The organism is Streptomyces sp. yr375 (assembly GCF_900110755.1).
Classification (GTDB): Bacteria; Actinomycetota; Actinomycetes; order Streptomycetales; family Streptomycetaceae; genus Streptomyces.
Genome location: NZ_FOFF01000006.1, coordinates 205,068 through 228,572, shown reverse-complemented (window position 1 = coordinate 228,572; position 23,505 = coordinate 205,068). Strand labels below are relative to the sequence as shown.

Annotated in this window: 25 protein-coding genes; 11 read left to right on the top strand and 14 right to left on the bottom strand. The window is 71.1% G+C overall.

Annotated elements, in window-relative coordinates; translation table 11 throughout:
* Positions 1-57: 57 nt before the first annotated feature.
* From BMZ82_RS09715 to fabG, 6 genes are all read right to left on the bottom strand, one after another.
* A complete protein-coding gene (locus tag BMZ82_RS09715) occupies positions 58-576 on the bottom strand; it encodes a SixA phosphatase family protein (RefSeq protein ID WP_093773791.1) in 519 nt (172 codons plus the stop codon).
* 111 nt (positions 577-687) lie between these two features.
* Entirely contained in the window at positions 688-894 is a 207-nt protein-coding gene (locus BMZ82_RS09710; RefSeq protein WP_093773789.1) for a hypothetical protein, read from the bottom strand.
* A 221-nt stretch (positions 895-1,115) separates the two neighbouring features.
* Positions 1,116-1,232 (bottom strand): SGM_5486 family transporter-associated protein, encoded by a 117-nt coding sequence (locus BMZ82_RS41655; protein ID WP_093773787.1) that lies wholly within the window; start codon positions 1,230-1,232, stop codon positions 1,116-1,118.
* An 85-nt stretch (positions 1,233-1,317) separates the two neighbouring features.
* Complete coding sequence (locus BMZ82_RS09700) at positions 1,318-1,653, bottom strand: hypothetical protein (RefSeq protein WP_093773785.1); 336 nt, start codon at positions 1,651-1,653, stop codon at positions 1,318-1,320.
* Between the two features lie 135 nt (positions 1,654-1,788).
* On the bottom strand, positions 1,789-2,556 hold the full coding sequence (fabI, locus tag BMZ82_RS09695) for an enoyl-ACP reductase FabI (RefSeq protein WP_093773783.1): 768 nt from the start codon (positions 2,554-2,556) through the stop codon (positions 1,789-1,791).
* 5 nt (positions 2,557-2,561) lie between these two features.
* Positions 2,562-3,266, bottom strand: a complete 705-nt coding sequence (gene fabG / locus BMZ82_RS09690; RefSeq protein WP_093773781.1) for a 3-oxoacyl-[acyl-carrier-protein] reductase — start codon at positions 3,264-3,266, stop codon at positions 2,562-2,564.
* 279 nt (positions 3,267-3,545) lie between these two features.
* Here fabG and BMZ82_RS09685 point away from each other — a divergent pair, with 279 nt between their 5' ends.
* The 3 genes from BMZ82_RS09685 to tyrS are packed head-to-tail and all read left to right on the top strand — an operon-like array spanning position 3,546 to position 7,774.
* Positions 3,546-5,069 (top strand): TldD/PmbA family protein, encoded by a 1,524-nt coding sequence (locus BMZ82_RS09685; protein WP_093773779.1) that lies wholly within the window; start codon positions 3,546-3,548, stop codon positions 5,067-5,069.
* Complete coding sequence (locus BMZ82_RS09680) at positions 5,066-6,460, top strand: metallopeptidase TldD-related protein (protein WP_093773777.1); 1,395 nt, start codon at positions 5,066-5,068, stop codon at positions 6,458-6,460. Before BMZ82_RS09685 ends, BMZ82_RS09680 begins: the two co-directional genes overlap by 4 nt.
* Before the next feature lie 48 nt (positions 6,461-6,508).
* Entirely contained in the window at positions 6,509-7,774 is a 1,266-nt protein-coding gene (gene tyrS / locus BMZ82_RS09675; protein ID WP_093773775.1) for a tyrosine--tRNA ligase, read from the top strand.
* An 84-nt stretch (positions 7,775-7,858) separates the two neighbouring features.
* Here tyrS and BMZ82_RS09670 read toward each other — a convergent pair whose 3' ends face one another.
* Entirely contained in the window at positions 7,859-8,137 is a 279-nt protein-coding gene (locus BMZ82_RS09670; RefSeq protein WP_093773773.1) for a GlsB/YeaQ/YmgE family stress response membrane protein, read from the bottom strand.
* Positions 8,138-8,349: 212 nt separating this feature from the next.
* On the opposite strand from BMZ82_RS09670, the gene BMZ82_RS09665 reads away from it, so the two are divergent.
* Positions 8,350-8,775, top strand: a complete 426-nt coding sequence (locus tag BMZ82_RS09665; RefSeq protein ID WP_093773771.1) for a DUF3099 domain-containing protein — start codon at positions 8,350-8,352, stop codon at positions 8,773-8,775.
* Positions 8,776-8,992: 217 nt separating this feature from the next.
* Positions 8,993-9,229 carry a hypothetical protein gene (locus BMZ82_RS09660; RefSeq protein ID WP_093773769.1) on the top strand — a complete coding sequence of 79 codons (237 nt, stop codon included), beginning with the start codon at positions 8,993-8,995 and terminating at the stop codon, positions 9,227-9,229.
* Here BMZ82_RS09660 and moaA read toward each other — a convergent pair.
* The 3 genes from moaA to BMZ82_RS09645 form a co-directional block, all read right to left on the bottom strand.
* The gene (gene moaA / locus BMZ82_RS09655) at positions 9,226-10,215 is read right to left on the bottom strand and encodes a GTP 3',8-cyclase MoaA (protein WP_218159024.1); all 990 of its coding nucleotides are present in this window, start codon (positions 10,213-10,215) and stop codon (positions 9,226-9,228) included. The genes BMZ82_RS09660 and moaA overlap by 4 nt on opposite strands.
* A 158-nt stretch (positions 10,216-10,373) precedes the next feature.
* Positions 10,374-12,002: a solute symporter family protein gene (locus tag BMZ82_RS09650; protein ID WP_093773767.1), complete on the bottom strand. Its 1,629-nt coding sequence runs from the start codon at positions 12,000-12,002 to the stop codon at positions 10,374-10,376.
* On the bottom strand, positions 11,999-12,355 hold the full coding sequence (locus BMZ82_RS09645) for a DUF485 domain-containing protein (protein ID WP_093773765.1): 357 nt from the start codon (positions 12,353-12,355) through the stop codon (positions 11,999-12,001). Before BMZ82_RS09645 ends, BMZ82_RS09650 begins: the two co-directional genes overlap by 4 nt.
* A gap of 261 nt (positions 12,356-12,616) precedes the next feature.
* Here BMZ82_RS09645 and BMZ82_RS09640 point away from each other — a divergent pair, with 261 nt between their 5' ends.
* A complete protein-coding gene (locus BMZ82_RS09640) occupies positions 12,617-14,149 on the top strand; it encodes a S8 family serine peptidase (protein ID WP_093773763.1) in 1,533 nt (510 codons plus the stop codon).
* A gap of 306 nt (positions 14,150-14,455) precedes the next feature.
* Entirely contained in the window at positions 14,456-15,418 is a 963-nt protein-coding gene (locus BMZ82_RS09635; RefSeq protein WP_093773761.1) for a CopD family protein, read from the top strand.
* A 64-nt stretch (positions 15,419-15,482) separates the two neighbouring features.
* Here BMZ82_RS09635 and BMZ82_RS09630 read toward each other — a convergent pair whose 3' ends face one another.
* The 4 genes from BMZ82_RS09630 to BMZ82_RS09615 all read right to left on the bottom strand — a co-directional run bounded on the left by BMZ82_RS09630 (position 15,483) and on the right by BMZ82_RS09615 (position 18,933).
* Positions 15,483-16,526, bottom strand: a complete 1,044-nt coding sequence (locus tag BMZ82_RS09630; protein ID WP_093773759.1) for a zinc-dependent alcohol dehydrogenase family protein — start codon at positions 16,524-16,526, stop codon at positions 15,483-15,485.
* A gap of 40 nt (positions 16,527-16,566) precedes the next feature.
* Complete coding sequence (locus BMZ82_RS09625) at positions 16,567-17,256, bottom strand: lysoplasmalogenase (protein WP_093773757.1); 690 nt, start codon at positions 17,254-17,256, stop codon at positions 16,567-16,569.
* Entirely contained in the window at positions 17,253-18,146 is an 894-nt protein-coding gene (locus BMZ82_RS09620) for a sterol desaturase family protein (protein ID WP_093773755.1), read from the bottom strand. Before BMZ82_RS09620 ends, BMZ82_RS09625 begins: the two co-directional genes overlap by 4 nt.
* Before the next feature lie 127 nt (positions 18,147-18,273).
* Positions 18,274-18,933 (bottom strand): VIT1/CCC1 transporter family protein, encoded by a 660-nt coding sequence (locus tag BMZ82_RS09615; RefSeq protein ID WP_093773887.1) that lies wholly within the window; start codon positions 18,931-18,933, stop codon positions 18,274-18,276.
* A 323-nt stretch (positions 18,934-19,256) separates the two neighbouring features.
* Between BMZ82_RS09615 and BMZ82_RS09610 the strand changes: the two genes are divergently transcribed.
* The 4 genes from BMZ82_RS09610 (at position 19,257) to BMZ82_RS09595 (ending at position 23,495) form a co-directional block, all read left to right on the top strand.
* On the top strand, positions 19,257-20,279 hold the full coding sequence (locus BMZ82_RS09610) for a DEDDh family exonuclease (protein WP_093773885.1): 1,023 nt from the start codon (positions 19,257-19,259) through the stop codon (positions 20,277-20,279).
* Between the two features lie 109 nt (positions 20,280-20,388).
* Positions 20,389-20,622 (top strand): hypothetical protein, encoded by a 234-nt coding sequence (locus tag BMZ82_RS09605; RefSeq protein WP_093773753.1) that lies wholly within the window; start codon positions 20,389-20,391, stop codon positions 20,620-20,622.
* Between the two features lie 127 nt (positions 20,623-20,749).
* On the top strand, positions 20,750-21,541 hold the full coding sequence (locus BMZ82_RS09600) for an SURF1 family cytochrome oxidase biogenesis protein (RefSeq protein WP_093773751.1): 792 nt from the start codon (positions 20,750-20,752) through the stop codon (positions 21,539-21,541).
* A 151-nt stretch (positions 21,542-21,692) separates the two neighbouring features.
* Positions 21,693-23,495, top strand: coding sequence for a glycoside hydrolase family 15 protein (locus BMZ82_RS09595; RefSeq protein WP_093773749.1), 1,803 nt, complete (start codon positions 21,693-21,695; stop codon positions 23,493-23,495).
* The last annotated feature ends 10 nt before the right edge of the window (positions 23,496-23,505 follow it).

The following is a 23,505-nucleotide window of genomic DNA, read 5'->3' as shown; positions in this document are numbered from 1 at the left end:
GGGAGCGAGGAGGGCCCGGCATCGTCGACGGTGCCGGGCCCCCGCGTGTGCGGTGGGCTACTCGGAGGGCGCCCAGTAGTCGAGCAGGGTGGCCGCGCCCGGTTCCAGGGACTTCCAGGAGCCGTCGAAGGAGATGACGACGAAGGCGGCGGCGGGGAACCCGCGGCGGTGCATCCGCTCGCCCGCGTCGCCGTCGGCCTGGCCGGACAGGACGTCGGCGAGTCCCTGGACGCCCGGGTTGTGGCCGATCAGGACGAGGTTGCGCACGTCGTCCGCCGTCTCGTTGAGCAGGGCGATCAGCTCGCCCGGCGAGGCCTCGTAGATCCGCTCCTCGTAGACCGTTTTCGGCCGCTGCGGGAACTCCTGGACGGCGAGCTTCCACGTCTCCCGGGTGCGGACCGCGGTGGAGCACAGGGCCAGGTCGAAGGGGATGCCGGTGTCGGTCAGCCGGCGTCCGGCGACGGCGGCGTCCTTGCGCCCCCGATCAGCGAGCGGGCGCTCGTGGTCGGTCACCTGGGGCCAGTCGGCTTTCGCATGGCGGAAGAGGACGATCCTGCGGGGTTCTGCGACGCTCATGAGTCCCAGCTTCGCATGAAACAGGCCATCGGGCGCAGGGAGTTGACATGCGGCTTCACCAGCGGTCCTAAGGCGGCCCAAGTCGCCCTCGCGGGGTGCGACGGGCACCGCTCAGCGTGCGATCAGTTGCTGTATGTGCTCGACGAGCCGGGTGATCGCCGGGTCGCCGGTGGCCGCGTGGGCGTCGGCCGGGTTCAGTATCAGCACGAACAGGGTGATGAAGGCGAGGGTCGGCAGGGCGAGGGCCCACCAGGGCAGCCGGGTGCCGACGCCGGCCGAGACGGCCGAGCGGGGCCGGGTGTGCGTGGGGGCCGACATGGGTGCCTCCGCTGTCTTCGAGTGGTCCGGGGTCCGTCCGAGGTCCGTGGACCGTGGCGGGTGTTTCCGCGTCGCGGTCACATCTCGAAGTTACGGAATCCGCGGCCCTCAACCCATCCGGAATTCCACCCACTTGACCCTGACCTCCACCCCCTAGGGGACAGGGGGGTTAACCCCACCCCCGCGCCCTGCCCGTGGCACAACCGGTCCGGGCCGGATCGTCAGGGTGAGGCGATGGTCGCGATGACGGCGATGATCACGAAGATGGCGAAGAACGAGCCGAAGACGATCAGCATCTTCTTCTGGCCGTTCTGCGGATTCGGGTCGAGCATTGGCATACGGCAAGTCTCGCACTCCGCGCCCACGCCGCCCCCTCCGGGGTCAGGAGGAGCGGGCCCGGGCGGCACAGGCGGCCTGGAGGGTTCAGATCTTCTGGTGGCTGACCCAGGCCGAGCGGACTTCCTTCCAGCAGCGCCCGGTGAGCCGTACCGTCACGGCGGGACCGGCGTCGGTGGGGGCGCCGTCGGCGTCGAGGTCCCACCAGCGGTCGCACTCGATGTGGAGGGTGACGCGGTCGGTGTCGGCGTAGGGGTTGTGGCAGTAGGCGACGACATGGGAGCCGTCGACGCTGGTGCGGCACTCCGCGCCGAACGGCTGGGGCCGGGCCCGCGCGCGGGCGTGGGAGAGCGCCTCATAGGGCGCGCAGAGCGCGAGCGCGACGACGACGGTCACTGGGGCGAGGAAACGGAACAGGCGCACAAGACAACCTCCTCGGCAGGGCTGGGGAGGGCTGCGCGTGGGTGAACGCGCACTTCATCGTGCCTGGTCGCAGACGTCACCCGCCCGGCCAGATAGGCCGGACGGGTGATGGGTGGTGCCGGGTGTGCGGCAGCGTCACGCTCCGATGGCGTGCAGACCGCCGTCCACGTGGATGATCTCGCCCGTGGTCTTCGGGAACCAGTCGCTCAGCAGCGCGACGATGCCCTTGCCGGCCGGCTCCGGGTCCTTGAGGTCCCACTCCAGGGGGGAGCGGTCGTCCCACACGGCGGCCAGGTCGGCGAAGCCGGGGATGGACTTGGCGGCCATCGAGCCGATCGGGCCCGCGGAGATGAGGTTGCAGCGGATGTTCTGCTTGCCCAGGTCGCGCGCCATGTAGCGGCTGGTGGCCTCCAGAGCGGCCTTGGCCGGGCCCATCCAGTCGTACTGCGGCCAGGCGTACTGCGCGTCGAAGGTGAGACCGACGACCGAGCCGCCGTTCTGCATCAGCGGCAGGCAGGCCATGGTCAGCGACTTCAGGGAGAACGCCGAGACGTGCATGGCGGTGGCGACCGACTCGAACGGCGTGTTGAGGAAGTTGCCGCCCATGGCGTCCTGCGGCGCGAAGCCGATGGAGTGCACGACGCCGTCCAGGCCGCCCAGTTCCTCGCCGACGACGTCGGCGAGACGCGCGAGGTGCTCGGCGTTCGTCACGTCGAGCTCGATGACCTTGGTGGGCTTGGGGAGCTTCTTGGCGATGCGCTCGGTCAGCGTGGGCCGCGGGAACGCGGTCAGGATGATCTCCGCGCCCTGCTCCTGGGCGTGCTTGGCGGCGTGGAAGGCGATGGAGGACTCCATCAGCACACCGGAGATCAGGACGCGCTTGCCCTCGAGAATTCCGCTCATGGTGATCAGTGACCCATTCCCAGTCCGCCGTCAACGGGAATGACGGCTCCAGTGATGTACGAGGCGTCGTCCGAGGCGAGGAACCGCACCGTCGCGGCGACCTCCTCGGGCTGCGCGTACCGGCCGAGCGGGACCTGCGAGACGATGCCCGCGCGCTGCTCGTCGGTGAGCACCTTGGTCATGTCGGTGTCGACGAAACCGGGCGCGACGACGTTGAAGGTGATGTTGCGGGATCCCAGCTCACGGGCGAGGGAGCGCGCGAAGCCGACCAGGGCGGCCTTGGAGGCGGCGTAGTTCGCCTGCCCCGGCGAGCCGTAGAGGCCCACGACCGACGAGATCAGCACGACGCGGCCCTTCTTGGCGCGCAGCATGCCGCGGTTGGCGCGCTTGACCACGCGGAAGGTGCCGGTGAGGTTGGTGTCGATGACCGAGGTGAAGTCGTCCTCGGACATGCGCATCAGGAGCTGGTCCTTGGTGACGCCGGCGTTGGCGATCAGGACCTCGACGGGGCCGTGCTCGGCCTCGATCTCCTTGTAGGCCTGCTCCACCTGCTCGGTGTCGGTGATGTCGCACTTCACCGCGAGGAAGCCGGCCGGCGGCTCCCCCGAGCGGTAGGTGATGGCGACCTTGTCGCCGGCGTCGGCGAACGCACGGGCGATGGCGAGGCCGATGCCCCGGTTTCCTCCGGTGACGAGAACCGAGCGGCTCAACGGATCACCCTTTCGATTGGGGTCTGACACACCCGCCCGGACGCGTGACGGCAGGCGGCTTCCCTCGAAACCTATCGGTCCGCGTCGGGCCGCGGACATTCGGGCACCGACAGTGGCGCACGGGCCAGTCTGTGGGGTCTCTACAGAATGTTTGCGGACGCGGGGCGGAAAGGTGTGGTCCGGGGGCCGCCGGGCGCGACATGATCGAGGCCTTCACACCGGACGACTCCAGACACATGACACAGATGACACACATGACGACACCAGGGAGAGACGTAGGTGCCCCATAGCATCGATGAAAGTTTCACGGCCCTACCCCTGCGCGCCCTCGCCGACGCCGCTCTCGCACGCGCGCGTGCGCTCGGGGCGGACCACGCGGACTTCCGGTTCGAGCGGGTGCGCAGCGCGTCCTGGCGGCTGCGGGACGCCAAGCCCTCCGGGTCGTCGGACACCACCGACCTCGGGTACGCGGTGCGGGTGGTGCACGGCGGGACGTGGGGGTTCGCGTCCGGCGTGGACCTGACGATGGACGCGGCGGCCAAGGTCGCCTCGCAGGCCGTGGCGATGGCCAAGCTGTCCGCGCAGGTCATCAAGGCGGCCGGGTCGGACGAGCGGGTCGAGCTGGCCGGTGAGCCGGTGCACGCCGAGAAGACGTGGGTGTCGTCGTACGAGATCGATCCGTTCACCGTGCCCGACGAGGAGAAGGCGGCGCTGCTCGCGGACTGGAGCGCGCGGCTGCTGGCGGCGAACGGCGTCAACCATGTGGACGCCTCGCTGCTCACCGTCCACGAGAACAAGTTCTACGCCGACACGGCCGGGACGGTGACCACCCAGCAGCGGGTGCGGCTGCATCCGGCGCTGACCGCGGTGTCGGTCGACGAGTCCAGCGGCGAGTTCGACTCGATGCGCACGATCGCGCCGCCCGTCGGCCGCGGCTGGGAGTACCTCACCGGCACCGGCTGGGACTGGGACGACGAGCTGGCGCGGATCCCGGAGCTGCTCGCCGAGAAGATGCGCGCGCCGAGCGTCGAGGCGGGGCTGTACGACCTGGTGGTCGACCCGTCCAACCTGTGGCTGACCATCCACGAGTCCATCGGGCACGCCACCGAGCTGGACCGGGCGCTCGGCTACGAGGCCGCCTACGCCGGCACCTCCTTCGCCACGTTCGACCAGCTCGGCAAGCTTCGTTACGGCTCGGACCTGATGAACGTCACGGGTGACCGCACCGCCGAACACGGCCTGGCGACGGTCGGGTACGACGACGAGGGCGTCGCGGGTCAGTCCTGGGACCTGGTGAAGGACGGCACGCTCGTCGGCTACCAGTTGGACCGGCGGATCGCGAAGCTGACCGGGTTCGAGCGGTCCAACGGGTGCGCGTTCGCCGACTCCCCCGGCCATGTGCCGGTGCAGCGCATGGCCAACGTGTCGCTGCGGCCGGATCCGGCGGGGATGTCGACCGAGGATCTGATCGGCAGCGTCGACCGGGGCATCTACGTCGTCGGGGACCGCTCGTGGTCGATCGACATGCAGCGCTACAACTTCCAGTTCACCGGCCAGCGCTTCTTCAGGATCGAGAACGGGCGGATCACCGGGCAACTGCGGGACGTGGCCTACCAGGCGACGACGACCGACTTCTGGGGCTCGATGGCGGCGGTGGGCGGCCCGCAGACGTACGTCCTCGGCGGCGCCTTCAACTGCGGCAAGGCCCAGCCGGGCCAGGTCGCGGCGGTGTCGCACGGCTGCCCGTCGGCCCTGTTCAAGGGCGTCAACATCCTCAACACCACGCAGGAGGCCGGTCGATGAGCGCCCGTAGCATCAAGCCGCACGAGGTCGTCGAGCGGGCACTCGAGCTGTCGCGGACCGACGGATGTGTCGTCATCGCCGACGAGCAGTCGACGGCCAACCTGCGCTGGGCGGGCAACGCGCTGACGACCAACGGCGTCACCCGCGGGCGCACCCTCACCGTGATCGCCACGGTCGACGGCAAGGAGGGCACCGCCACCGGTGTCGTCTCGCGGGCCGCGGTCACCGTGGACGAGCTGGAGTCCCTCGTGCGGGCCGCCGAGGCCGCCGCGCGCGGTGCGGGCCCCGCCGAGGACGCGCAGCCGCTCGTCACGGGGGTGGCGCAGTCCCCCGAGTTCACGGAGGCGCCCGCGGAGACGTCGTCGGCGGTGTTCGCGGACTTCGCGCCCGCCCTGGGCGAGGCGTTCGCACGCGCGCGTGCGGGCGGCCGGGAACTGTACGGGTTCGCCAACCACGAGCTGGTCTCGACGTATCTGGGCACGTCGACCGGGCTGCGGCTGCGGCACGACCAGCCGAACGGGACGCTGGAGCTCAACGCCAAGTCGCCGGACCGTACGCGCTCGGCGTGGGCGGGGCGCTCGACGCGGGACTTCAAGGACGTCGACCCCGCGTCGCTCGACGCCGAGCTGGCCGTCCGGCTGGGCTGGGCCGAGCGGCGGATCGAGCTGCCCGCCGGGCGGTACGAGACGCTGCTGCCGCCGACCGCGGTGGCCGACCTGATGATCTACCAGATGTGGTCGGCGTCGGGCCGGGACGCGACCGAGGGCCGGACGGTGTTCTCCAAGCCCGGCGGCGGCACCCGGCTCGGCGAGAAGCTGAGCGACCTGCCGCTGACGCTGCGCAGCAACCCGTACGAGGCGGGCCTGGAGTCGGCGCCGTTCGTCATCGCGCACTCCTCCGGCGGCGACCAGTCGGTCTTCGACAACGGGCTGCCGGTCCGGCCCACCGAGTGGATCGCCGGGGGCGAGCTGAAGCATCTGACGACCACCCGGCACAGCGCGGCCCTGACCGGCCTGCCGGCGGCTCCGGGGGCGGACAACCTGATCCTGGACGGCGGCGCGGACCGCTCCCTGGAGGAGATGGTCGCGAGCACTACGCGCGGGCTGCTGCTGACCTGCCTGTGGTACATCCGCGAGGTCGACCCGGCGACGCTGCTGCTCACCGGTCTGACCCGGGACGGCGTCTACCTCGTCGAGGACGGCGAGGTCGTCGGCGAGGTGAACAACTTCCGGTTCAACGAGTCGCCGGTCGGCCTGCTGGGGCGGGCGACGGAGGCGGGGCGCACGGAGAAGACGCTGCCGAGGGAGTGGAGCGACTGGTTCACCAGGGCCGCGATGCCCGCGCTGCGGGTGCCGGACTTCAATATGAGCTCTGTCAGTCAGGGCGTATAACCTCGTACCTGATTACGAGGCCGTTCAAATCGAGGAGATACGAGAACCGTGACGGACATCGTCGACGAGCTGAAGTGGCGCGGCCTGTGGGCCCTGTCCACCGACGAGGACGCTTTGCGCAAGGCGCTCGCGGACGGTCCCGTCACGTTCTATTGCGGTTTCGACCCCACCGCGGCCAGTCTGCACGTCGGCCACCTGGTGCAGGTGCTCACCATGCGCCGGCTCCAGCGGGCGGGTCTGCGTCCGCTGGCCCTGGTGGGCGGGGCGACCGGACAGATCGGCGACCCGCGCCCCACGGCGGAGCGCACGCTGAACGACCCGGAGACGGTCGCGAACTGGGTGACCCGGCTGCGCGGGCAGATCGAGCCGTTCCTGTCCTTCGAGGGCGAGAACGCCGCGGTGATGGTGAACAACCTGGACTGGACGGCCGGGCTGTCGGCCATCGAGTTCCTGCGGGACATCGGCAAGCACTTCCGCGTCAACAAGATGCTGACCAAGGACTCGGTGGCCCGGCGGCTGGAGTCCCAGGAGGGCATCAGCTACACGGAGTTCAGCTACCAGTTGCTCCAGGGCATGGACTTCCTGGAGCTGTACCGCCGCTACGGCTGCACGCTCCAGCAGGGCGGCAGCGACCAGTGGGGCAACCTCACGGCGGGCCTGGACCTGATCCACAAGCTGGAGCCCGAGGCCGAGGCGCACTGTCTGGCGACGCCGCTGATGGTCAAGGCGGACGGCACCAAGTTCGGCAAGACCGAGGGCGGCGCGGTCTGGCTCGACCCGGAGATGACGACGCCGTACGCGTTCTACCAGTTCTGGCTGAACGTGGACGACCGGGACATCTCGACGTACCTGCGGATCCTGTCCTTCAAGTCCCGCGCGGAACTGGAGGAGCTGGAGCGGCAGACGGCGGAGCGGCCGCAGGCGCGGGCCGCGCAGCGGGCGCTGGCCGAGGAGCTGACGACGCTGGTGCACGGCGCCGACCAGACGGCCGCGGTGATCGACGCGTCCAAGGCCCTCTTCGGCCAGGGCGAGCTGGGCGACCTCGACGAGCGGACGCTGGCCGCGGCGCTCTCCGAGGTGCCGCACGTCAAGGTCGCCGAGCTGGGGCCGGTCGTGGATCTGTTCGCCGAGGTCGGCCTGGTGGCCAGCAAGTCCGCCGCGCGGCGGACCGTGAAGGAGGGCGGGGCCTACGTGAACAACGTCAAGGTCACGGCCGAGGACGCGGTCCCCGTGCCGGAGGACCTCCTGCACGGGCGGTGGCTGGTGCTGCGGCGGGGCAAGAAGAACCTGGCCGCAGTCCAGGTCACCGGCTGACCGTCACCTGCTGACTGCTGACGCATGCGGCGAAGGGCGGCTTCCCGAGCTCGGGAGGCCGCCCTTCGGTGTACGTCTGTCTGCTCAGGCGCGCTGTTTTCTCTTGCCCAGGGTCGCCATGTAGAGCATGTCGCCCAGGGCGACGATGATGATCGCGGCGATCAACTGGAACACGTGGCGGCTCCAGTCGATGCCCGACGTGACCTCGACGCCCAGCGCGCGGGCGATCGCGTTGCCCGCGACCGCGCCCAGCATGCCGAAAATGGTGGTCAGCCAGAGCGGGCTGTGCTGCTTGCCCGGGATGATCGCCTTCGCGAGCAGGCCCAGCACGAATCCCACGATGATCGCCCACAACCAGCCCATGGCTGCCTCCTCGTACGGCTCTACGTGAGCATTGCCCTCAGTGTCGGTCCGGTCGCTGTACGGCGCATGTCGGGTACGGCCGTACGCGGGACGGCGCAGAACGGTCACCCGGGCGGGGTGCGACCCGGTCTCGAAGGCGGCGCAGTCGCGGCGTACGGTGGAAAAGCGAGGAGAGCCGCGGAGCGGCCGATGCGGGCGGACGGTGGAATGTGATGCGGAAGCAGGGTGGCGGCGGCAGCGTCGAGGTGTTCCGGATCACCGGTGCCCGGCAGGGCCTCCAGGACGATGTGCGGGGGCGACAGCGGCGGTACATCATCTCCATGTCGGTCCGTACGGTGTCGGTGATCCTGGCGGCGACGCTGTGGAACGTGGAACGGCATGTGGCGATCGTGGCGCTGGTCCTGGGGGTGGTTCTCCCCTATGTGTCGGTGGTGATCGCCAACGCCGGGCGGGAGAACGTGCCTTCGCTGCCGTCGACGTTTCTGACCACGCCGGTGCGGCCGATGGTGGCTCCGCCGGGCGGCGGAAGCGGCTCCGCGGAATCCGTTCCGGAAGGGTCGGAAAGGGCGGAAAGGGAAGGCTTCGCGGAACCTCTCCGGGAGAAGCCGGCGCCCGGTCCCGCTGAGCGGCGGCCATGAACCGGCGGTGAACGGGCTGTGCGCCAAGCTCAGGAAAAGCTCAGATCAATCACGTTGTTCCAGTGCCGTGGGAGCGGTCCGCCGTGACATACTTCGTACGCGCTCCGCATCCCCCGTCGGAGCGACGGACCGACGCCGGGCAGCTCCCCCCGTGGCTGCTCGGCGTCGCCTTTGTGTGCGGGGTTTTTCGCGGGACGAAGCTGTGCGAGACGAAGCTGTGAGTGACGAGACGCCGATCTGTTCCGCCAAGGCCTGCCGTGTCGCCGCGGTGTGGGTGCTGGCGTGGAACAACCCGAAGATCCATACGCCGGAGCGGCGCAAGACGTGGCTCGCGTGCGAGGAGCACCGGGAGCATCTGTCGCAGTTCCTCGGGGTGCGGGGCTTCCTCAAGGACGTCGTCCCGCTGACCGAGTGGGAGGCCGGGCCGGGGTCCTCGGCCCCGGAGCGTTCCTAGCCGCCGATCGCCGACATCGGTCTGTCGGGCTGGAGGAAGCTCGGGTCGTCGAGGCCCGAGCCGGCCTTCTTGCCCCACATCGCCAGGCGCCAGACGCGGGCTATCTCCTCGTCGGGGGCGCCGGAGCGCAGGGCCGCTCGCAGGTCGGTCTCCTCACGGGCGAAGAGGCAGGTGCGGACCTGGCCGTCGGCGGTGAGGCGGGTGCGGTCGCAGGCGGCGCAGAACGGGCGGGTGACGGAGGCGATGACGCCGACGCGGTGCGGGCCGCCGTCCACCAGCCAGCGTTCGGCCGGGGCCGAGCCGCGTTCGCCCTGGTCCTCGGGGGTGAGGTCGAAGCGGGTGCGCAGGGAGGCCAGGATGTCGTCGGCCGTGACCATGCCCTCGCGCTTCCAGCCGTGTTGCGCGTCGAGGGGCATCTGCTCGATGAAGCGCAGCTCGTAGCTGTTCTCGACGGCCCAGGCCAGGAGGTCGGGGGCTTCGTCCGCGTTCAGACCCGGCATCAGGACCGAGTTGACCTTCACCGGGGTCAGACCCGCCTCGTGGGCGGCTTCGAGGCCTTCGAGGACGTCCTTGTGGCGGTCGCGGCGAGTGAGGGTCTTGAAGACGTCCGGGCGCAGGGTGTCGAGGGAGACGTTGACCCGGTCCAGGCCCGCCGCCTTCAGGGCGGCGGCGGTGCGGCGCAGGCCGATGCCGTTCGTCGTCAGGGACGTCTGCGGGCGGGGCGTCAGGGCGGCGACCCGCTCGACGATGCCGACCAGGCCCGGGCGCAGCAGGGGCTCGCCGCCGGTGAAGCGGACCTCCTCGATGCCGAGCGTGGAGACCGCTATGTCGATCAGGCGGACGATCTCGTCGTCCGTGAGGAGGTCGGGCTTGGCCAGCCACTGCAGGCCCTCCTCGGGCATGCAGTAGGTGCAGCGCAGGTTGCACCGGTCGGTCAGCGAGACCCTCAGGTCGGTGGCCACTCGGCCATAGGTGTCGATGAGCACGTGGGCCCCCTCCCTCACAGTGGATCGCAGTGGTTTCCCGTCACGTGCGAGCCTACGTGACGCCACTGACAACACCAGGGCCCGATCCCACGAGGCAGGACGCGGCCGCGTCGTAGGGAGCTACGACGCGGCCGCGGGGCAGCATGGTCAGCGGGTGGTCAGTGGGCTCCGGTGCCGGTCAGGGAGCGGACCTCCAGTTCGGCGTACTTGTTCTTGTCGGCCTCCTCCTTCGACAGGAGGGTGCCCACGACGCCCAGCAGGAAGCCGACCGGGATCGAGATGATGCCGGGGTTCTCCAGCGGGAACCAGTGGAAGTCGACGTCCGGGAACATCGAGCTGGGTTTGCCGGAGACGACCGGCGAGAACAGCACCAGGCCGACCGCGGTGGCCAGGCCGCCGTAGATCGACCAGAGGGCCCCGGCGGTGGTGAACCGCTTCCAGAAGAGGCTGTAGAGGATCGTCGGGAGGTTGGCGGAGGCGGCGACCGCGAAGGCGAGGGCGACCAGGCCGGCGACGTTCAGGTCGCGGGCGAGGGCGCCCAGCAGGATGGAGACCGCGCCGATGCCGACCGTGGCGTAGCGGGCCGCGCTCATCTCCTGCTTCTCGGTGGCCTGGCCCCGCTTGATGACGTTGGCGTAGATGTCGTGCGCGAAGGACGACGACGAGGCCAGGGTGAGGCCGGCGACGACCGCGAGGATCGTGGCGAAGGCGACCGCGGAGATGGTGGCCAGCAGGATCGCGCCCCAGTTGGAGTCGACGCCGCCGAGATGGAGGGCGAGGAGGGGCGCGGCGGTGTTGCCGGCCTTGTTGGAGGCGATGATCTCGTCCGGCTTGATCAGCGCGGCGGCGCCGAAGCCGAGGGCGAGGGTCATCAGGTAGAAGGCGCCGATCAGGCCGATGGCCCAGAGGACCGACTTACGGGCGGCCTTGGCGGTGGGCACGGTGTAGAAGCGGATCAGGATGTGCGGCAGGCCCGCGGTGCCCAGGACCAGGGCGATGCCCAGGGAGATGAAGTCCAGCTTGGTGGTGCCGGTGGCGCCGTACTTGAGGCCGGGTTCCAGGAAGGCGGCGCCCTTGCCGCTGTTCTCGGCGGCCGAGCCGAGCAGGTCCGAGACGTTGAAGTCGAACTTCAGCAGGACCAGGAAGGTCAGCAGCAGGGCGCCCGCGATGAGCAGGACCGCCTTGACCATCTGGACCCAGGTGGTGCCCTTCATGCCGCCGATCGTCACGTAGACGATCATCAGGACGCCGACCAGGGCGACGATGCCGATCTTGCCGCCGTCGCTGGTGATGCCGAGGAGGAGCGAGACGAGGACGCCCGCGCCCGCCATCTGGGCCAGCAGGTAGAAGATCGAGACGACGATGGTGGAGGTGCCGGCGGCCGTGCGGACGGGGCGCTGGCGCATGCGGTACGCGAGGACGTCGCCCATCGTGTAGCGGCCGGAGTTGCGCAGCGGTTCGGCGACCAGGAGCAGGGCGACCAGCCAGGCGACCAGGAAGCCGATGGAGTACAGGAAGCCGTCGTAGCCGAAGAGGGCGATGGCGCCCGCGATGCCGAGGAAGGACGCGGCGGACATGTAGTCGCCGGAGACGGCGAGGCCGTTCTGGAAGCCGGTGAACTGGCGGCCGCCGGCGTAGAAGTCGGCGGCGTCCTTGGTCTGGCGGCCCGCCCAGACGGTGATGACGAGGGTCGCGACGACGAACACCGCGAACAGGGTGATGATCAGTGTGCGGTGCTCGCTCGCCTCGCCCGCGGCGAGCAGGGTGGTGTGCTGTGCGGGGCTCATGCGCCGCCCTCCATCCGGGACTTGATCGCCTCGGCCTTGGGGTCGAACCGGGTGGCGGCCACGCGCGCGTACCACCAGGCGATGAGGAACGTGGTGAGGAACTGGGCGAGGCCTAGGGTCATGGCCACGTTGAAGTTGCCGAAGAGCTTGGTGCCCATGAAGTCGCCCGCGTAGTTGGACAGCAGGACGTACAGCAGGTACCAGGCGATGAAGGCGACGGTCAGCGGGAAGGCGAAGCCTCGGTAGGAGCTGCGCAGTTCACCGAATTCCGCGCTCTCCTGGACCGCGGCGAACTCCTCCGTGGAGGGGAGCCGGGGGGAGGTTTTCGAGGGGGGCGGTGTCTCGGTGGCCACGGAGTCTCCTCGTATTGCGGGTGGCGGGTCGGGCGGGAGCTCGATCGTGCATGGGCTCTCTGTCCAAGGGCACGGCGGCACGCTCGGGCCGGTTCAACTCGTTCGGGTTCTTTCGGGCGGGTTCGTCGAAGTCGGCGTCAAAGGCCGTTGCTGGCCGGTGAGTCGGGGAGATAGCTTCGGGGCCAGAACCACCCGTCATGTACCTGTCCAAGCAGCAGTCGCGCTTGGACAGGTCTCGTTTCCGGATGATGTGGAGACCCCATGGCTCATCTGCCTTCCAGACGCCGCCTCGCTCTCGCGGTGCCCGTCGTGCTGTCGCTGACCGCCTCGTTCGGCTTCCTGCCGACGGCGGCCACCGCGGCGCCGGCCACGGCCTCCGCCTCGCAGACGACCGACGCCGGCACCCTGGCGTACGTCGTCAACACGAAGGTGGACCACCGCACGATCAAGTCGGTGACGAAGGCGATCGCCGCGGCCGGCGGCACCGTCGTCGCGGCGTACGACAGGATCGGCGTGCTCGTCGTCCACTCGGCGAACCCGGACTTCGGCCCGCGGATACGCGCGGTGCGCGGCGTGCAGTCGGCGGGTGCGACCCGTACCGCGCCGCTGAGCCCCGCCGGGACCACCGACGAGGGTGCGGCGCAGGTCCTGTCGAAGGCGCAGGCGGCGAAGGTCGCGAAGGCGTCCGGCGCGGCGGGCGAGAGCGAGCCGCTGGAGGCCGACCAGTGGGACCTGCGGGCGATCGGCGCCGACCAGGCCGCCTCGATCAACCCGGGCAGCAGGAACGTGACGGTCGCCGTGATCGACACCGGCGTCGACGACACCCATCCGGACCTCGCGCCGAACTTCTCGGCGTCCCAGTCGGCGAACTGCGTCGGCGGCGTCGCGGACACCAGCGCGGGCGCGTGGCGTCCGTACACCGCGGACGACTACCACGGCACGCATGTCGCCGGTGAGATCGCCGCGGCCCGCAACGGCATCGGTGTGGCGGGCGTGGCGCCCGGTGTGAAGGTCGCCGGCATCAAGGTGAGCGACCCCAAGGACGGCCTGTTCTACCCGGAGAACGTCGTCTGCGCCTTCGTGTTCGCCGCCGACCACGGCGTCGAGATCACGAACAACAGCTACTACGTTGACCCGTGGCTGTACAACTGCATGGACGACCCCGATCAGAAGGCCATTGTTGACTCGGTCAACAGGGCTCAGTTGTACGCCCAGAAGAAGGGCACGCTCAACGTCGCCTCGGCGGGCAACTCCAACGACGACCTGGACTCCGACGCCCTGGTCGACGACTCCAGCCCCGACGACTCCACGCCGGTGACGCGGACGGTCGACCCGCACGAGTGCTTCGACGTGCCGACCCAGTTGCCGGGCGTCGTCACGGTGAGCGCGACGGGCGTCAAGGGCACCAAGTCGTACTACTCCAGCTACGGCCTGGGCGTCATCGACGTCGCGGCTCCGGGCGGCGACAAGTTCCAGATACCGGACACCCCGTCGGCCAACGGCCGCATCCTGTCGACGCTGCCGAACAACACGTACGGCTACCTCCAGGGCACCTCGATGGCGTCCCCGCACGTGGCCGGGGTGGCCGCGCTGCTGAAGTCGACGCACCCGCACGCGAGCCCGGCGCAGTTGCAGGCGCTGCTCAAGCTGCAGGCCGACAGCACGGCCTGCCCGGCGGGGCCGTACGACGGTGACGGCGACGGCGTCGTGGACGCGACGTGCGTGGGCGGCAAGCGGCTCAACGGCTTCTTCGGCTCCGGTGTCGTCAATGCGTTGAGGGCCGTCAAGAAGTAGTCCATCAACCGGGTCCACCTATTGATCCATGCCGGGAAGGCGCTCTCCCAGGGCGCCTTCCCGTGCGGGAGCTCGCGCGGGCCCGGGTGGATGGGTGGGTGACGGGAACGGCGTCCGGATGGGCGAAGGGGACGGCAAAGGGATGCCCAAGGGCGGGGAGCGGCGGGACGGGGCCTGGGGGGCGATGGCGCGCCGGTTCTGAGCCGCCGACGGTTCACTCCCGCGCGGGTGCCGCGCAGGTATCGCGAGCCCTTGGTCTTTTTGTTGCGACTTGCCGGGTTTTGTCGGGCGTGGTGAAGATCCTTCATGGCCCTCATACGACCGACCGACGCAACCGACTCCCCACGCCGCACCGGTCCCGGTGGCGGCGTCGGGCGGGCAGTGGGGCTGCTCGTCCTGGTGGGGCTCGGTGCGCTGGTCCCCCTGATCGGACCGTCCGTCGCCGCACACGGCACCGGCGAGGCCGCGGCGCCGGACTCCGGTGCGGTCGCGCTGCTGCGGGCGGTGCTGTTCGCGGCGTTGTGCGTGCAGGTCGGCGAGCTGTTCGTGGCCGGACTCGCCCGGCGGGTGCCCGCCGCCCCGGCCGACCGGCCGGGCAGTTGGGCGCCGTACGCGGCCGTCGCGGGGTTCGCCGCCGCCGCGGCGGTCGGCGAGCTGGCGGCGCACGGCCACGGCTCTCGGGCCGGGATCCTCGCGCTGCTGGAGGCGATCGCGTTCGCGGTGGCGGGGCTGTGCGCGCTCTCGCGCCGGCCGGAGCACGGGGTGTGGCCGCTCGCGGCGGTCGTCCTGGCGGAGGCGCTGCGCGCGCACCCGCCGACCGAACACACGCCGCTGATCGGCTCGGGGCTGACGGTCGTCCACCTGACGTGCTCGGCGCTGTGGGCGGGCGGCCTGCTGAACGTGCTGCGCACGCTGCGCCGGTGGGGCGGCGGCGAGGCGGGCGCCGCGCTGCTCGGGCTCTACGCGCGCGTGGCGGCCGTCCTGTTCGCCGGGGTCACCGCGACCGGGCTGTGCAGTTCGCTGCGCCGGATGCCGTCGGCGACGGCGCTCGACCAGTTGACGACGACGGCGTACGGGCGCGTGCTGCTCGCCAAGGTACTCCTGGTGGGCGCGGTCGCACTGCTCGCCCTGTGGGCGCGGACCCGGTTGCGCCGGGCCCCCGACCCGCTGACCGCCTGCTCCCCCGCGCGCGTGGAAGTCGTCACGCTGGGTGTGGTGGTCGCGGTGTCGGGGTTGTTGACGGCGTTGCCGCTGCCGATCAATGGTTGAGCGCAGATCAACCGATCAAGCTGATCAAGCCGATCAAAGGGTGCGGCTCAACTGTTGACGGGGGTCAGTTGATCATCATGACCTTGAGGGCGGTGCGCTCGTCCATCGCCTTGTAGCCGTCCGGGACGCCCTCCAGGTCGACGGTCAGGTCGAAGACGGGCGACGGGTCGATCGTGCCGTCCAGGACGTCGGGCAGCAGCTCGGGGATGTAGGCGCGGACCGGGGCGACGCCGCCGCGCAGCGCGATGTTGCGGTCGAACAGGACGTCGAGGTCGAGGCCGGTACCGCTGCCGTGCGGGACGCCGACGAAGCCGATCGCGCCGCCGTCGCGGGTGACGCCGACCGCCGTACGCATGGACTGCTCGGTGCCGACCGCCTCGACGACGGCGTGCGCGCCCTGCCCGCGGGTCAGCTCGCGGACGGCCTCGACGGCGGCTTCCCCGCGTTCGGCGACGACGTCGGTGGCGCCGAAGCGGCGCGCGATGTCCGTACGCGCCTCGTGGCGGCCCAGCGCGATGATCCGCTCGGCCCCGAGCCGCTTGGCGGCGAGCACCGCGCACAGGCCGACGGCGCCGTCCCCGACGACCGCGACGGTGGCGCCGGGCCGGGCGCCCGCGCCGAGGGCGGCGTGGTGGCCGGTGCCCAGCACGTCGGACAGGGTGAGCAGGGCGGCCAGCAGGTGGTCGTCGGAGGCCGCCTCCTTGGGCAGCCGGACGAGGGTGCCGTCGGCGAAGGGCACGCGCACGGCCTCGCCCTGGCCGCCGTCGTGGCCGACGGAGCCCCAGAAGCCGCCGTGCTCGCAGGACGTCGTCAGGCCCTCGCGGCAGTGGTCGCAGACGCCGTCGGACCACATGAAGGGCGCGACGACGAGGTCGCCGCGCCCGAGCGTCGTCACCTCGGAGCCGGTCTCCTCGACCACGCCGAGGAACTCGTGCCCGATGCGCTGGCCCGGCTGCCGGGTCGCCTCACCGCGGTACGCCCACAGGTCGCTGCCGCAGATGCAGGCGCGCAGCACCCGGACCACGGCGTCGGTGGGCCGTCGCACCACGGGCTCGGGTACGTCCTCCACGCGCATGTCGAAGGGGGCGTGGATGGTGGTGGCGCGCATACGAGGGTCCTTCTCGGTTCCGGCTCTGGTGTACGTGCGCTCAGGGGGTGGTCGAGCGCACTTCACGGTACGACGACGTCCCCGCGCGGTGCCCACCGAGGGTGCCTAGGGTGCCGATGACCAGCAGGAACTGTGCGGCGACGTAGGTGAGCATGATCCAGAGGTCGGGGCGCGGGGGCTGCGGCCAGTCGGCGACGCCGGTCGCGATGAGCGTGTCGGACAGCAGGAACAGCGCGCCGCCGGCACCGGCGACCGGGCCCAGCCGGGTGGCGGCGCAGCAGCCCATGGCCGTGAGCAGGGTGCTGTAGACGGCGACGGGGAGGCGCAGGTCCGGGGGGAGGCCGGGCCACAGCAGGGCGACGCCGGCGATCAGGGCGGTGGCGTAGCAGGGGACGAGGAGGAGGGCACCCCGCGCGCGTGGGCGGCCGGCGCGTGCGAAGAGCACCAGGTAGCAGACGTGCCCGGCGGCGAAGGCGGCCATGCCGGCGAGGAAGGCGGGGTCGGCGTCGGAGAGGAGCAGGACGTCACCGCCCCAGCCGCACAGCAGGGCGGCGACGAGCGGCCGGGGTGCGCCGCGCAGCGCGGCCCAGACGGCGAGGAGCGGCATCAGCAGCGGCTTGGCGAGGACGTGCCCCGGGCCGAAGCCCACCGCGAGGGAGACCAGGTCGACGGCGGCGGCGAGGCCGAAAAGGGCGAGGCTGAGGGAGCCGAGTGGGAGGCGGGGTCTCACGCGGCTGTGCTCTCCTCGGCCGATGCCGGGGCGACCGTACCGGGGGTCGGAGGGGTGGCGGGGGTCGGGTGCCAGCCCGGTCCGCCGAACACCCGGCCCGTCCGCTCGCGCCAACTGTTCGCCGCCTTCACGTCCTTGACGATCGCGACGTACTCATGAGTGGCCACCTTGATCGGGTTGAACGTGTTGATGTTCTTGGTCAACCCGTAGACGGGCCGGTCCACCTCGGACGCGAACGAACCGAACAGCCGGTCCCAGAGGATGAAGATGCCGCCGAAGTTGCGGTCCAGGTAGCCGCCTTGGGAGGCGTGGTGGACGCGGTGGTGGGAGGGCGTGTTGAACACGAACTCGACGTACCGGGGCAGTGTGCCGATCCGCTCGGTGTGGATCCAGAACTGGTTGACGAGGTTGGCCGAGGAGCAGAACGCGAGCACGGCCGGGTGCACGCCGAGGGCGACGAGGGGGACGTAGAACGGCCAGACGGTCAGCGTGGTCCAGGGCTGGCGCAGCGCGGTGGTGAGGTTGAACTTCTCGCTGGAGTGGTGGACGACGTGACAGGCCCACAGGACGCGGACGACGTGGTGGCCGCGGTGCGACCAGTAGTAGGAGAAGTCCTGCCCGAGGAGGATGAGCGGGAGCGTCCACCACAGGACGGGGACGCGCAGGGGCGTGAGTTCGTAGAGGGCCGTGTAGATCGCGACGATCGGGATCTTCCAGAGGAAGTCGAAGACGACGCTCCCGAGCCCCATGCCGACGCTCGTGACGGCGTCCTTCGTGTCGTATCCGGCCGCGTCCTCGTCGGGATGGATCCGGACGCTGATCACCTCGACCACGGTGAGCAGCACGAAGGCGGGTATCGACCACAGCACGACATCGGGCGGGTTCGGCATGCAGGCACCGTAGAACCGCTGGTGGCCTGCGGCTAGACGTTGTTACCCACAAGTATTGCCGACGGTACGCGCTTGCTTCTTGGCCAGGTCCGCCAACCGCCGCCGACCGACCGACTGCGGCTGACCCTCACACCCCCGCCGCCCCCAACAAGGCCCCCACCGCGTACGTCACCACCATCGCCAGCGCGCCGCCTCCCACGTTCCGCAGCACCGCGCGGGCCGGTGCCGCCGAGCCCAGGCGGGCGCTGCTCCAGCCGGTGCAGGACAGGGCCACCAGGACCGACGCGACCGTCACCGGGAGCCGCCAGTCCGGCGGGGGCAGGACGATGGCCAGGAGGGGCAGCAGGGCGCCGGCGGTGAAGGCGAGGAAGCTGGCCCAGGCGGCGTGCCAGGGGTTGGTGAGGTCGTCGGGGTCGATGCCGAGCTCCACGCGCGCGTGGGCCTTCAGGGCGTCGCGTTCCGTGAGCTGCACGGCGGCTTCCCTGGCCACTTCCCTGGACAGGCCCCGCTCCTCCAACAGCTCGGTCAGTTCCTCCAGTTCGGCCTCCGGCTGCTCGCGCAGTTCGCGTCGCTCCAGCGCGAGGGCGGCCTTCTCGGAGTCCCGTTGCGTCGACACGGAGACGTACTCCCCCGCGGCCATGGACATCGACCCGGCGAGCAGACCGGCGAGGCCGGCGGTCAGCAGCGCCGAGCGGTCGTCCGTCGCACCGGCCACGCCGACGACGAGGCCCGCGGTGGAGACGATGCCGTCGTTGGCGCCGAGGACGGCGGCGCGCAGCCAGTTCAGCCGGGATCCGAGCGAGCCGTCGTGCGCCTCGGAGTGGGCGTCCGAGTGACTGTCTGCGGGGGTGCCTTCGGGGGTGTCTTCGGGGGTGTCTTCGGGCGTGGGTTCCGTCACAGGACGGAGGATGGCACAGGCGGGCGTGAACCTCGGGTCGCCGCCCTGGAGTTGGCCCGCCGTCAGCCGACGGCCGCGCACACGCGCGCGTGCGCCCCACGAACTCCCGTACGGGACGAAAGGGTTCCAGGGGTCTTCCCCGCCCCACTTCCCGGCTTCTTCCCGGGGCAGGTGCGACGGGGTGTCAGTGGTGGCCCGTATCCTCAGTGACCATGCTCGAAGACCACATGACGACGGCGTCGTCCCCCACGGAGTGGCCGACCGCGTATCCCCAGGGGTACGCGGTTGTTGACGTGGAGACGACGGGCCTGGCCCGGGACGACCGGATCATCTCCGCCGCCGTCTACCGGCTGGACGCGCGCGGTGAGGTCGAGGACCACTGGTACACGCTGGTCAATCCGGAGCGCGATCCGGGGCCGGTGTGGATACACGGTCTGACGAGCGACGTACTGGCGGGCGCGCCCCTCTTCCGGGACGTCGCCGAGGAGTTCGCGGCGCGGCTGGACGGGCGGGTGCTCGTGGCGCACAACGCGGTCTTCGACTGGCAGATGATCGCGCGGGAGTACGCGCGCGCGGAGCGCGAGGCGCCGGTGCGGCAGCGGCTGTGCACCATCGCGCTCGCCAAGGAGTTGGCGCTGCCGCTGCCCAACCACAAGCTGGAGTCGCTGGCCGCCCATTTCGGCGTCGTACAGCAGCGGGCGCACCACGCCCTCGACGACGCGCGCGTGCTCGCGGAGGCGTTCCGGCCGAGTCTGCGGGCCGCGGCGGCGGGCGGGATCCGGCTGCCGCTGCTCGAATGCCGGCCGCTGACGGAGTGGACCGACCGGCCCGCGCCGCTGATCGGACAGCAGGCGAGCGGCTCGGGCGGTGCGGGTGGCGGGTACGGCGGGTACGGCGGCGGTTATCGGCCGAGCAGTTGGCGGCCTTCGCGGAAGCGGCCCGCGTGCCCGTATCCCAACCCCGGGCGGTACGAGGACGGCAGGCGGCTCAAGCAGGGCATGCGGGTCGCCTTCTCGGGGGACACGTCGGTCGAGCGCGAGCTGCTGGAGGACCGCGCGACCGAGGCGGGGCTGCATGTGGCGACGAGTCTGTCCCGGGTGACCAGTCTGCTGGTCACCAACGACCCCGACTCGCACACGTCGAAGGTGGTCAAGGCGCGGCAGTTCGGGACGCCCGTCGTGGACGAGGCCGCCTTCGGGCAGCTCCTGCGGGACGTCGAGGGCGCCGACGAGTGAGCCGCGCGCGGCGACCCCGTATGCGGTGACCCGTACGTACGGGTGATTGGCGCGCGACTCGCCCGCCGTCCGCTCGCCCGCCCGGGGGCGACGGCCCACCCTGTGGCGCATGGCGAGATGCGAAGTTTGCGGCAATGACTACGGAATGAGCTTCGAGGTGCACGCGCAGGGCGCGGTGCATGTCTTCGACTGCTTCTCCTGTGCGATCCATCGGATGGCGCCCATCTGCGAGCACTGCCGGGTGCAGATCATCGGCCAGGGCGTCGAGGTCGAGGGGCACTGGTACTGCGGCGGCCACTGCGCGCGGGCGGAGGGGAGGTCGGGGATCGTCGACAAGGTGTGAGGCGAGAGATGTGAGCCGCCGGGTGTGAGGCGAGAGATGTGAGGCGACAGGGGTGAGCCGGGCCCGGAAGGCACCCTTCCGGTACCCGCCCGAATGCGCCCCACGACCGAGTTGTACCGTCAGTGGGGTGTACCGCTTCCTGTTGTCCCGGCAGTGGGTGATCCTCACGCTGGTCGCGCTCCTCCTCATCCCCACGATGATCAGGCTGGGCTTCTGGCAGATGCACCGCTACGAAGAGCGCACCGCGCGCAACCAGCTCGTCTCCGACGCGCTGGGCGCCGAGCCGGTGCCCGTGGAGCGGCTGACCTCCCCCGGACACACCGTCACCACCGACCAGCGGTACCGCGGCGTGACCGCGACCGGCAGGTACGACACCGCGCGGGAAGTCGTCGTGCGGCGGCGCGTCAACTCCGACGAGACGGTCGGCTTCCTCGTCCTCACCCCGTTCGTCCTGGCGGACGGCTCGGTGCTGCTGGTCAACCGGGGCTGGATCCCCTCGGACGCGCCGACCCAGACCGCGTTCCCCAAGGTTCCCGCGCCGCCGAGCGGCACGACCACCGTCACCGGGCGGCTGATGCCCGACGAGACGACCGCGGCGAGCGGCATCAAGGACCTCAAGGGGCTGCCCGACCGGCAGGTCATGCTGATCAACAGCGAGCAGGAGGCCCGGCGGCTCGGCGAGAAGGTGCTCGGCGGGTACATCGCGCAGACCGCGCCCGAGCCGAAGGGCGACACCCCGGAGCTGGTCGGGGCCCCCGGCAAGGAGGACGCCGCGCTGAACTACGCGTACGCCCTCCAGTGGTGGCTGTTCGCCGCGGGCGTCCCGTTCGGCTGGGTGGTACAGGCGCGCCGCGAGGCCCGCGACCGGGCACAGGCAGCAGCCCAACAGACGGAACAGGCCGAGCCCGCGCCGGTGTAGCGGACGGACGCACACCCGTCGTCCACCGCGCCTCGCCGCCCGGGTGAGCTGGTCGGGGGGGGGATGGTGAAGCCGAGGCCCGCTCGGCACGGTGTCACCCGCGCGGCCGTACCTCTGATTGCAGGTCGGGTCCGCCGGGAACTCGCACCCCGTGCACCCCCGTATCGAGGACTACGCCGTCATCGGCGACGAACAGACCGTGGCGCTGGTCGGCATGGACGGTTCCGTCGACTGGCTCTGCCTGCCCCGGTTCGACTCCGGGGCCTGCTTCGCCCGCCTTCTCGGCGACGAGGAGAACGGGCACTGGCGCATCGCCCCCAAGGGCGTGCAGGGTCGCTGCACCCGGCGCGCCTACCGCCCCGACACCCTGGTCCTGGACACCGAGTGGGAGACCGGCGAGGGCGCGATCCGGGTCACCGACCTGATGCCGCAGCGCGAGGCCGCCCCGGACGTCGTACGCATCGTCGAAGGGCTGCGCGGCCGGGTCACCGTCCGCAGCACGCTGCGGCTGCGCTTCGACTACGGCTCGATCGTGCCGTGGATGCGCCGGGTCGACGGCCATCGGGTGGCGGTCGCCGGACCGGACGCGACCTGGCTGCGCAGCGAACCGCCCGTGCACACCTGGGGCCAGGACTTCTCCACGCTCTCGGAGTTCACCGTCGGGCCCGGCGAGCGGGTCGCGTTCGTCCTGACCTGGCACCCCTCGCACCACACCCGCCCACCGCTGTGCGACCCCTTCGAGGCGCTGGAGACCAGCGTCGCCGACTGGCAGGCGTGGTCGGCCCGGTGCCGCTACCAGGGGCCGTACCGGGACGCCGTGCTGCGCTCCCTGATCACCCTCAAGGCCCTCACCTACGCCCCCACCGGCGGCATCGCCGCGGCCGCCACCACCTCGCTGCCCGAGGAGCTGGGCGGGGTGCGCAACTGGGACTACCGCTACTGCTGGCTGCGGGACTCCACGCTCACCCTGAACGCCCTGCTGGCCGTCGGCTACCAGGAGGAGGCCGAGGCGTGGCGCGACTGGCTGCTGCGCGCGGTGGCGGGCGACCCGGCGGAGCTGCAGATCATGTACGGCCTGGCGGGCGAGCGGCGGCTGCCTGAGTACGAGGTGCCGTGGCTGACGGGCTTCGCCGGCTCGGCGCCGGTCCGGATCGGCAACGGCGCGGTGAAGCAGCGGCAGCTCGACGTCTACGGCGAGGTCCTGGACTCACTGGCGCTGGCCCGGCGCTCCGGGCTGCCGAGCAAGCCGCACATGTGGTCGCTCCAGGCGCTGCTGCTGAAGTTCCTGCGCACGGAGTGGCACAAGCCGGACGAGGGGCTGTGGGAGGTGCGCGGCGGGCAACGGCACTTCGTGCACTCCAAGGTGATGGTGTGGGTGGCCGCCGACCGCGCGGTACGCGGCATGGAGGACGACCCGAGTCTGCACGGCGACCTGACGGGCTGGCGCGCGCTGCGCGACGAGGTGCACGCCGAGGTCTGCGCGCGGGGCTACGACCCGGTCCGTAACACCTTCACCCAGTACTACGGCTCCCGTGAGCTGGACGCGGCGCTGCTGCTCATCCCGCGCGTCGGGTTCCTGCCGCCGGACGACCCGCGGGTGATCGGCACCGTCGACGCGGTCCGCGAGGAGCTCGGCCACAGTGGTCTGGTGCGCCGCTACAGCACCGACGGCGCGGCTGTCGACGGGTTGCCTGGCGCCGAGGGCGCGTTCCTGGCCTGCTCGTTCTGGCTCGCGGACGCGCTGCACATGACGGGCCGGACCGAGGAGGCGCGGGAGCTGTTCGAGCGGCTCGTCGGCCTGGCCAACGACGTGGGGCTGCTGGCGGAGGAGTACGACCCGGTGGCCGGCCGGCACCTCGGCAACTTCCCGCAGGCCTTCAGCCACATCGGCCTGGTGAACACCGCCCTCGCCCTGTTCGGCGCCGAGGGCGGAGAGGGGGGCGGGGGCGGGTAGGGGAGGATGG

Coding starts and splice junctions, on each gene's coding strand:
- BMZ82_RS09670 (WP_093773773.1), bottom strand. CDS start 8,137: ATGGGCTGGTTGTGGGCGATCATCGTGGGATTCGTGCTGGGCCTGCTC.
- BMZ82_RS41655 (WP_093773787.1), bottom strand. CDS start 1,232: ATGCCAATGCTCGACCCGAATCCGCAGAACGGCCAGAAGAAGATGCTG.
- BMZ82_RS09620 (WP_093773755.1), bottom strand. CDS start 18,146: ATGCCGAACCCGCCCGATGTCGTGCTGTGGTCGATACCCGCCTTCGTG.
- BMZ82_RS09640 (WP_093773763.1), top strand. CDS start 12,617: ATGGCTCATCTGCCTTCCAGACGCCGCCTCGCTCTCGCGGTGCCCGTC.
- BMZ82_RS09710 (WP_093773789.1), bottom strand. CDS start 894: ATGTCGGCCCCCACGCACACCCGGCCCCGCTCGGCCGTCTCGGCCGGC.
- BMZ82_RS09715 (WP_093773791.1), bottom strand. CDS start 576: ATGAGCGTCGCAGAACCCCGCAGGATCGTCCTCTTCCGCCATGCGAAA.
- fabI (WP_093773783.1), bottom strand. CDS start 2,556: ATGAGCGGAATTCTCGAGGGCAAGCGCGTCCTGATCTCCGGTGTGCTG.
- BMZ82_RS09605 (WP_093773753.1), top strand. CDS start 20,389: ATGGCGAGATGCGAAGTTTGCGGCAATGACTACGGAATGAGCTTCGAG.
- BMZ82_RS09680 (WP_093773777.1), top strand. CDS start 5,066: ATGAGCGCCCGTAGCATCAAGCCGCACGAGGTCGTCGAGCGGGCACTC.
- BMZ82_RS09665 (WP_093773771.1), top strand. CDS start 8,350: ATGCGGAAGCAGGGTGGCGGCGGCAGCGTCGAGGTGTTCCGGATCACC.
- BMZ82_RS09630 (WP_093773759.1), bottom strand. CDS start 16,526: ATGCGCGCCACCACCATCCACGCCCCCTTCGACATGCGCGTGGAGGAC.
- BMZ82_RS09635 (WP_093773761.1), top strand. CDS start 14,456: ATGGCCCTCATACGACCGACCGACGCAACCGACTCCCCACGCCGCACC.
- BMZ82_RS09610 (WP_093773885.1), top strand. CDS start 19,257: ATGCTCGAAGACCACATGACGACGGCGTCGTCCCCCACGGAGTGGCCG.
- BMZ82_RS09650 (WP_093773767.1), bottom strand. CDS start 12,002: ATGAGCCCCGCACAGCACACCACCCTGCTCGCCGCGGGCGAGGCGAGC.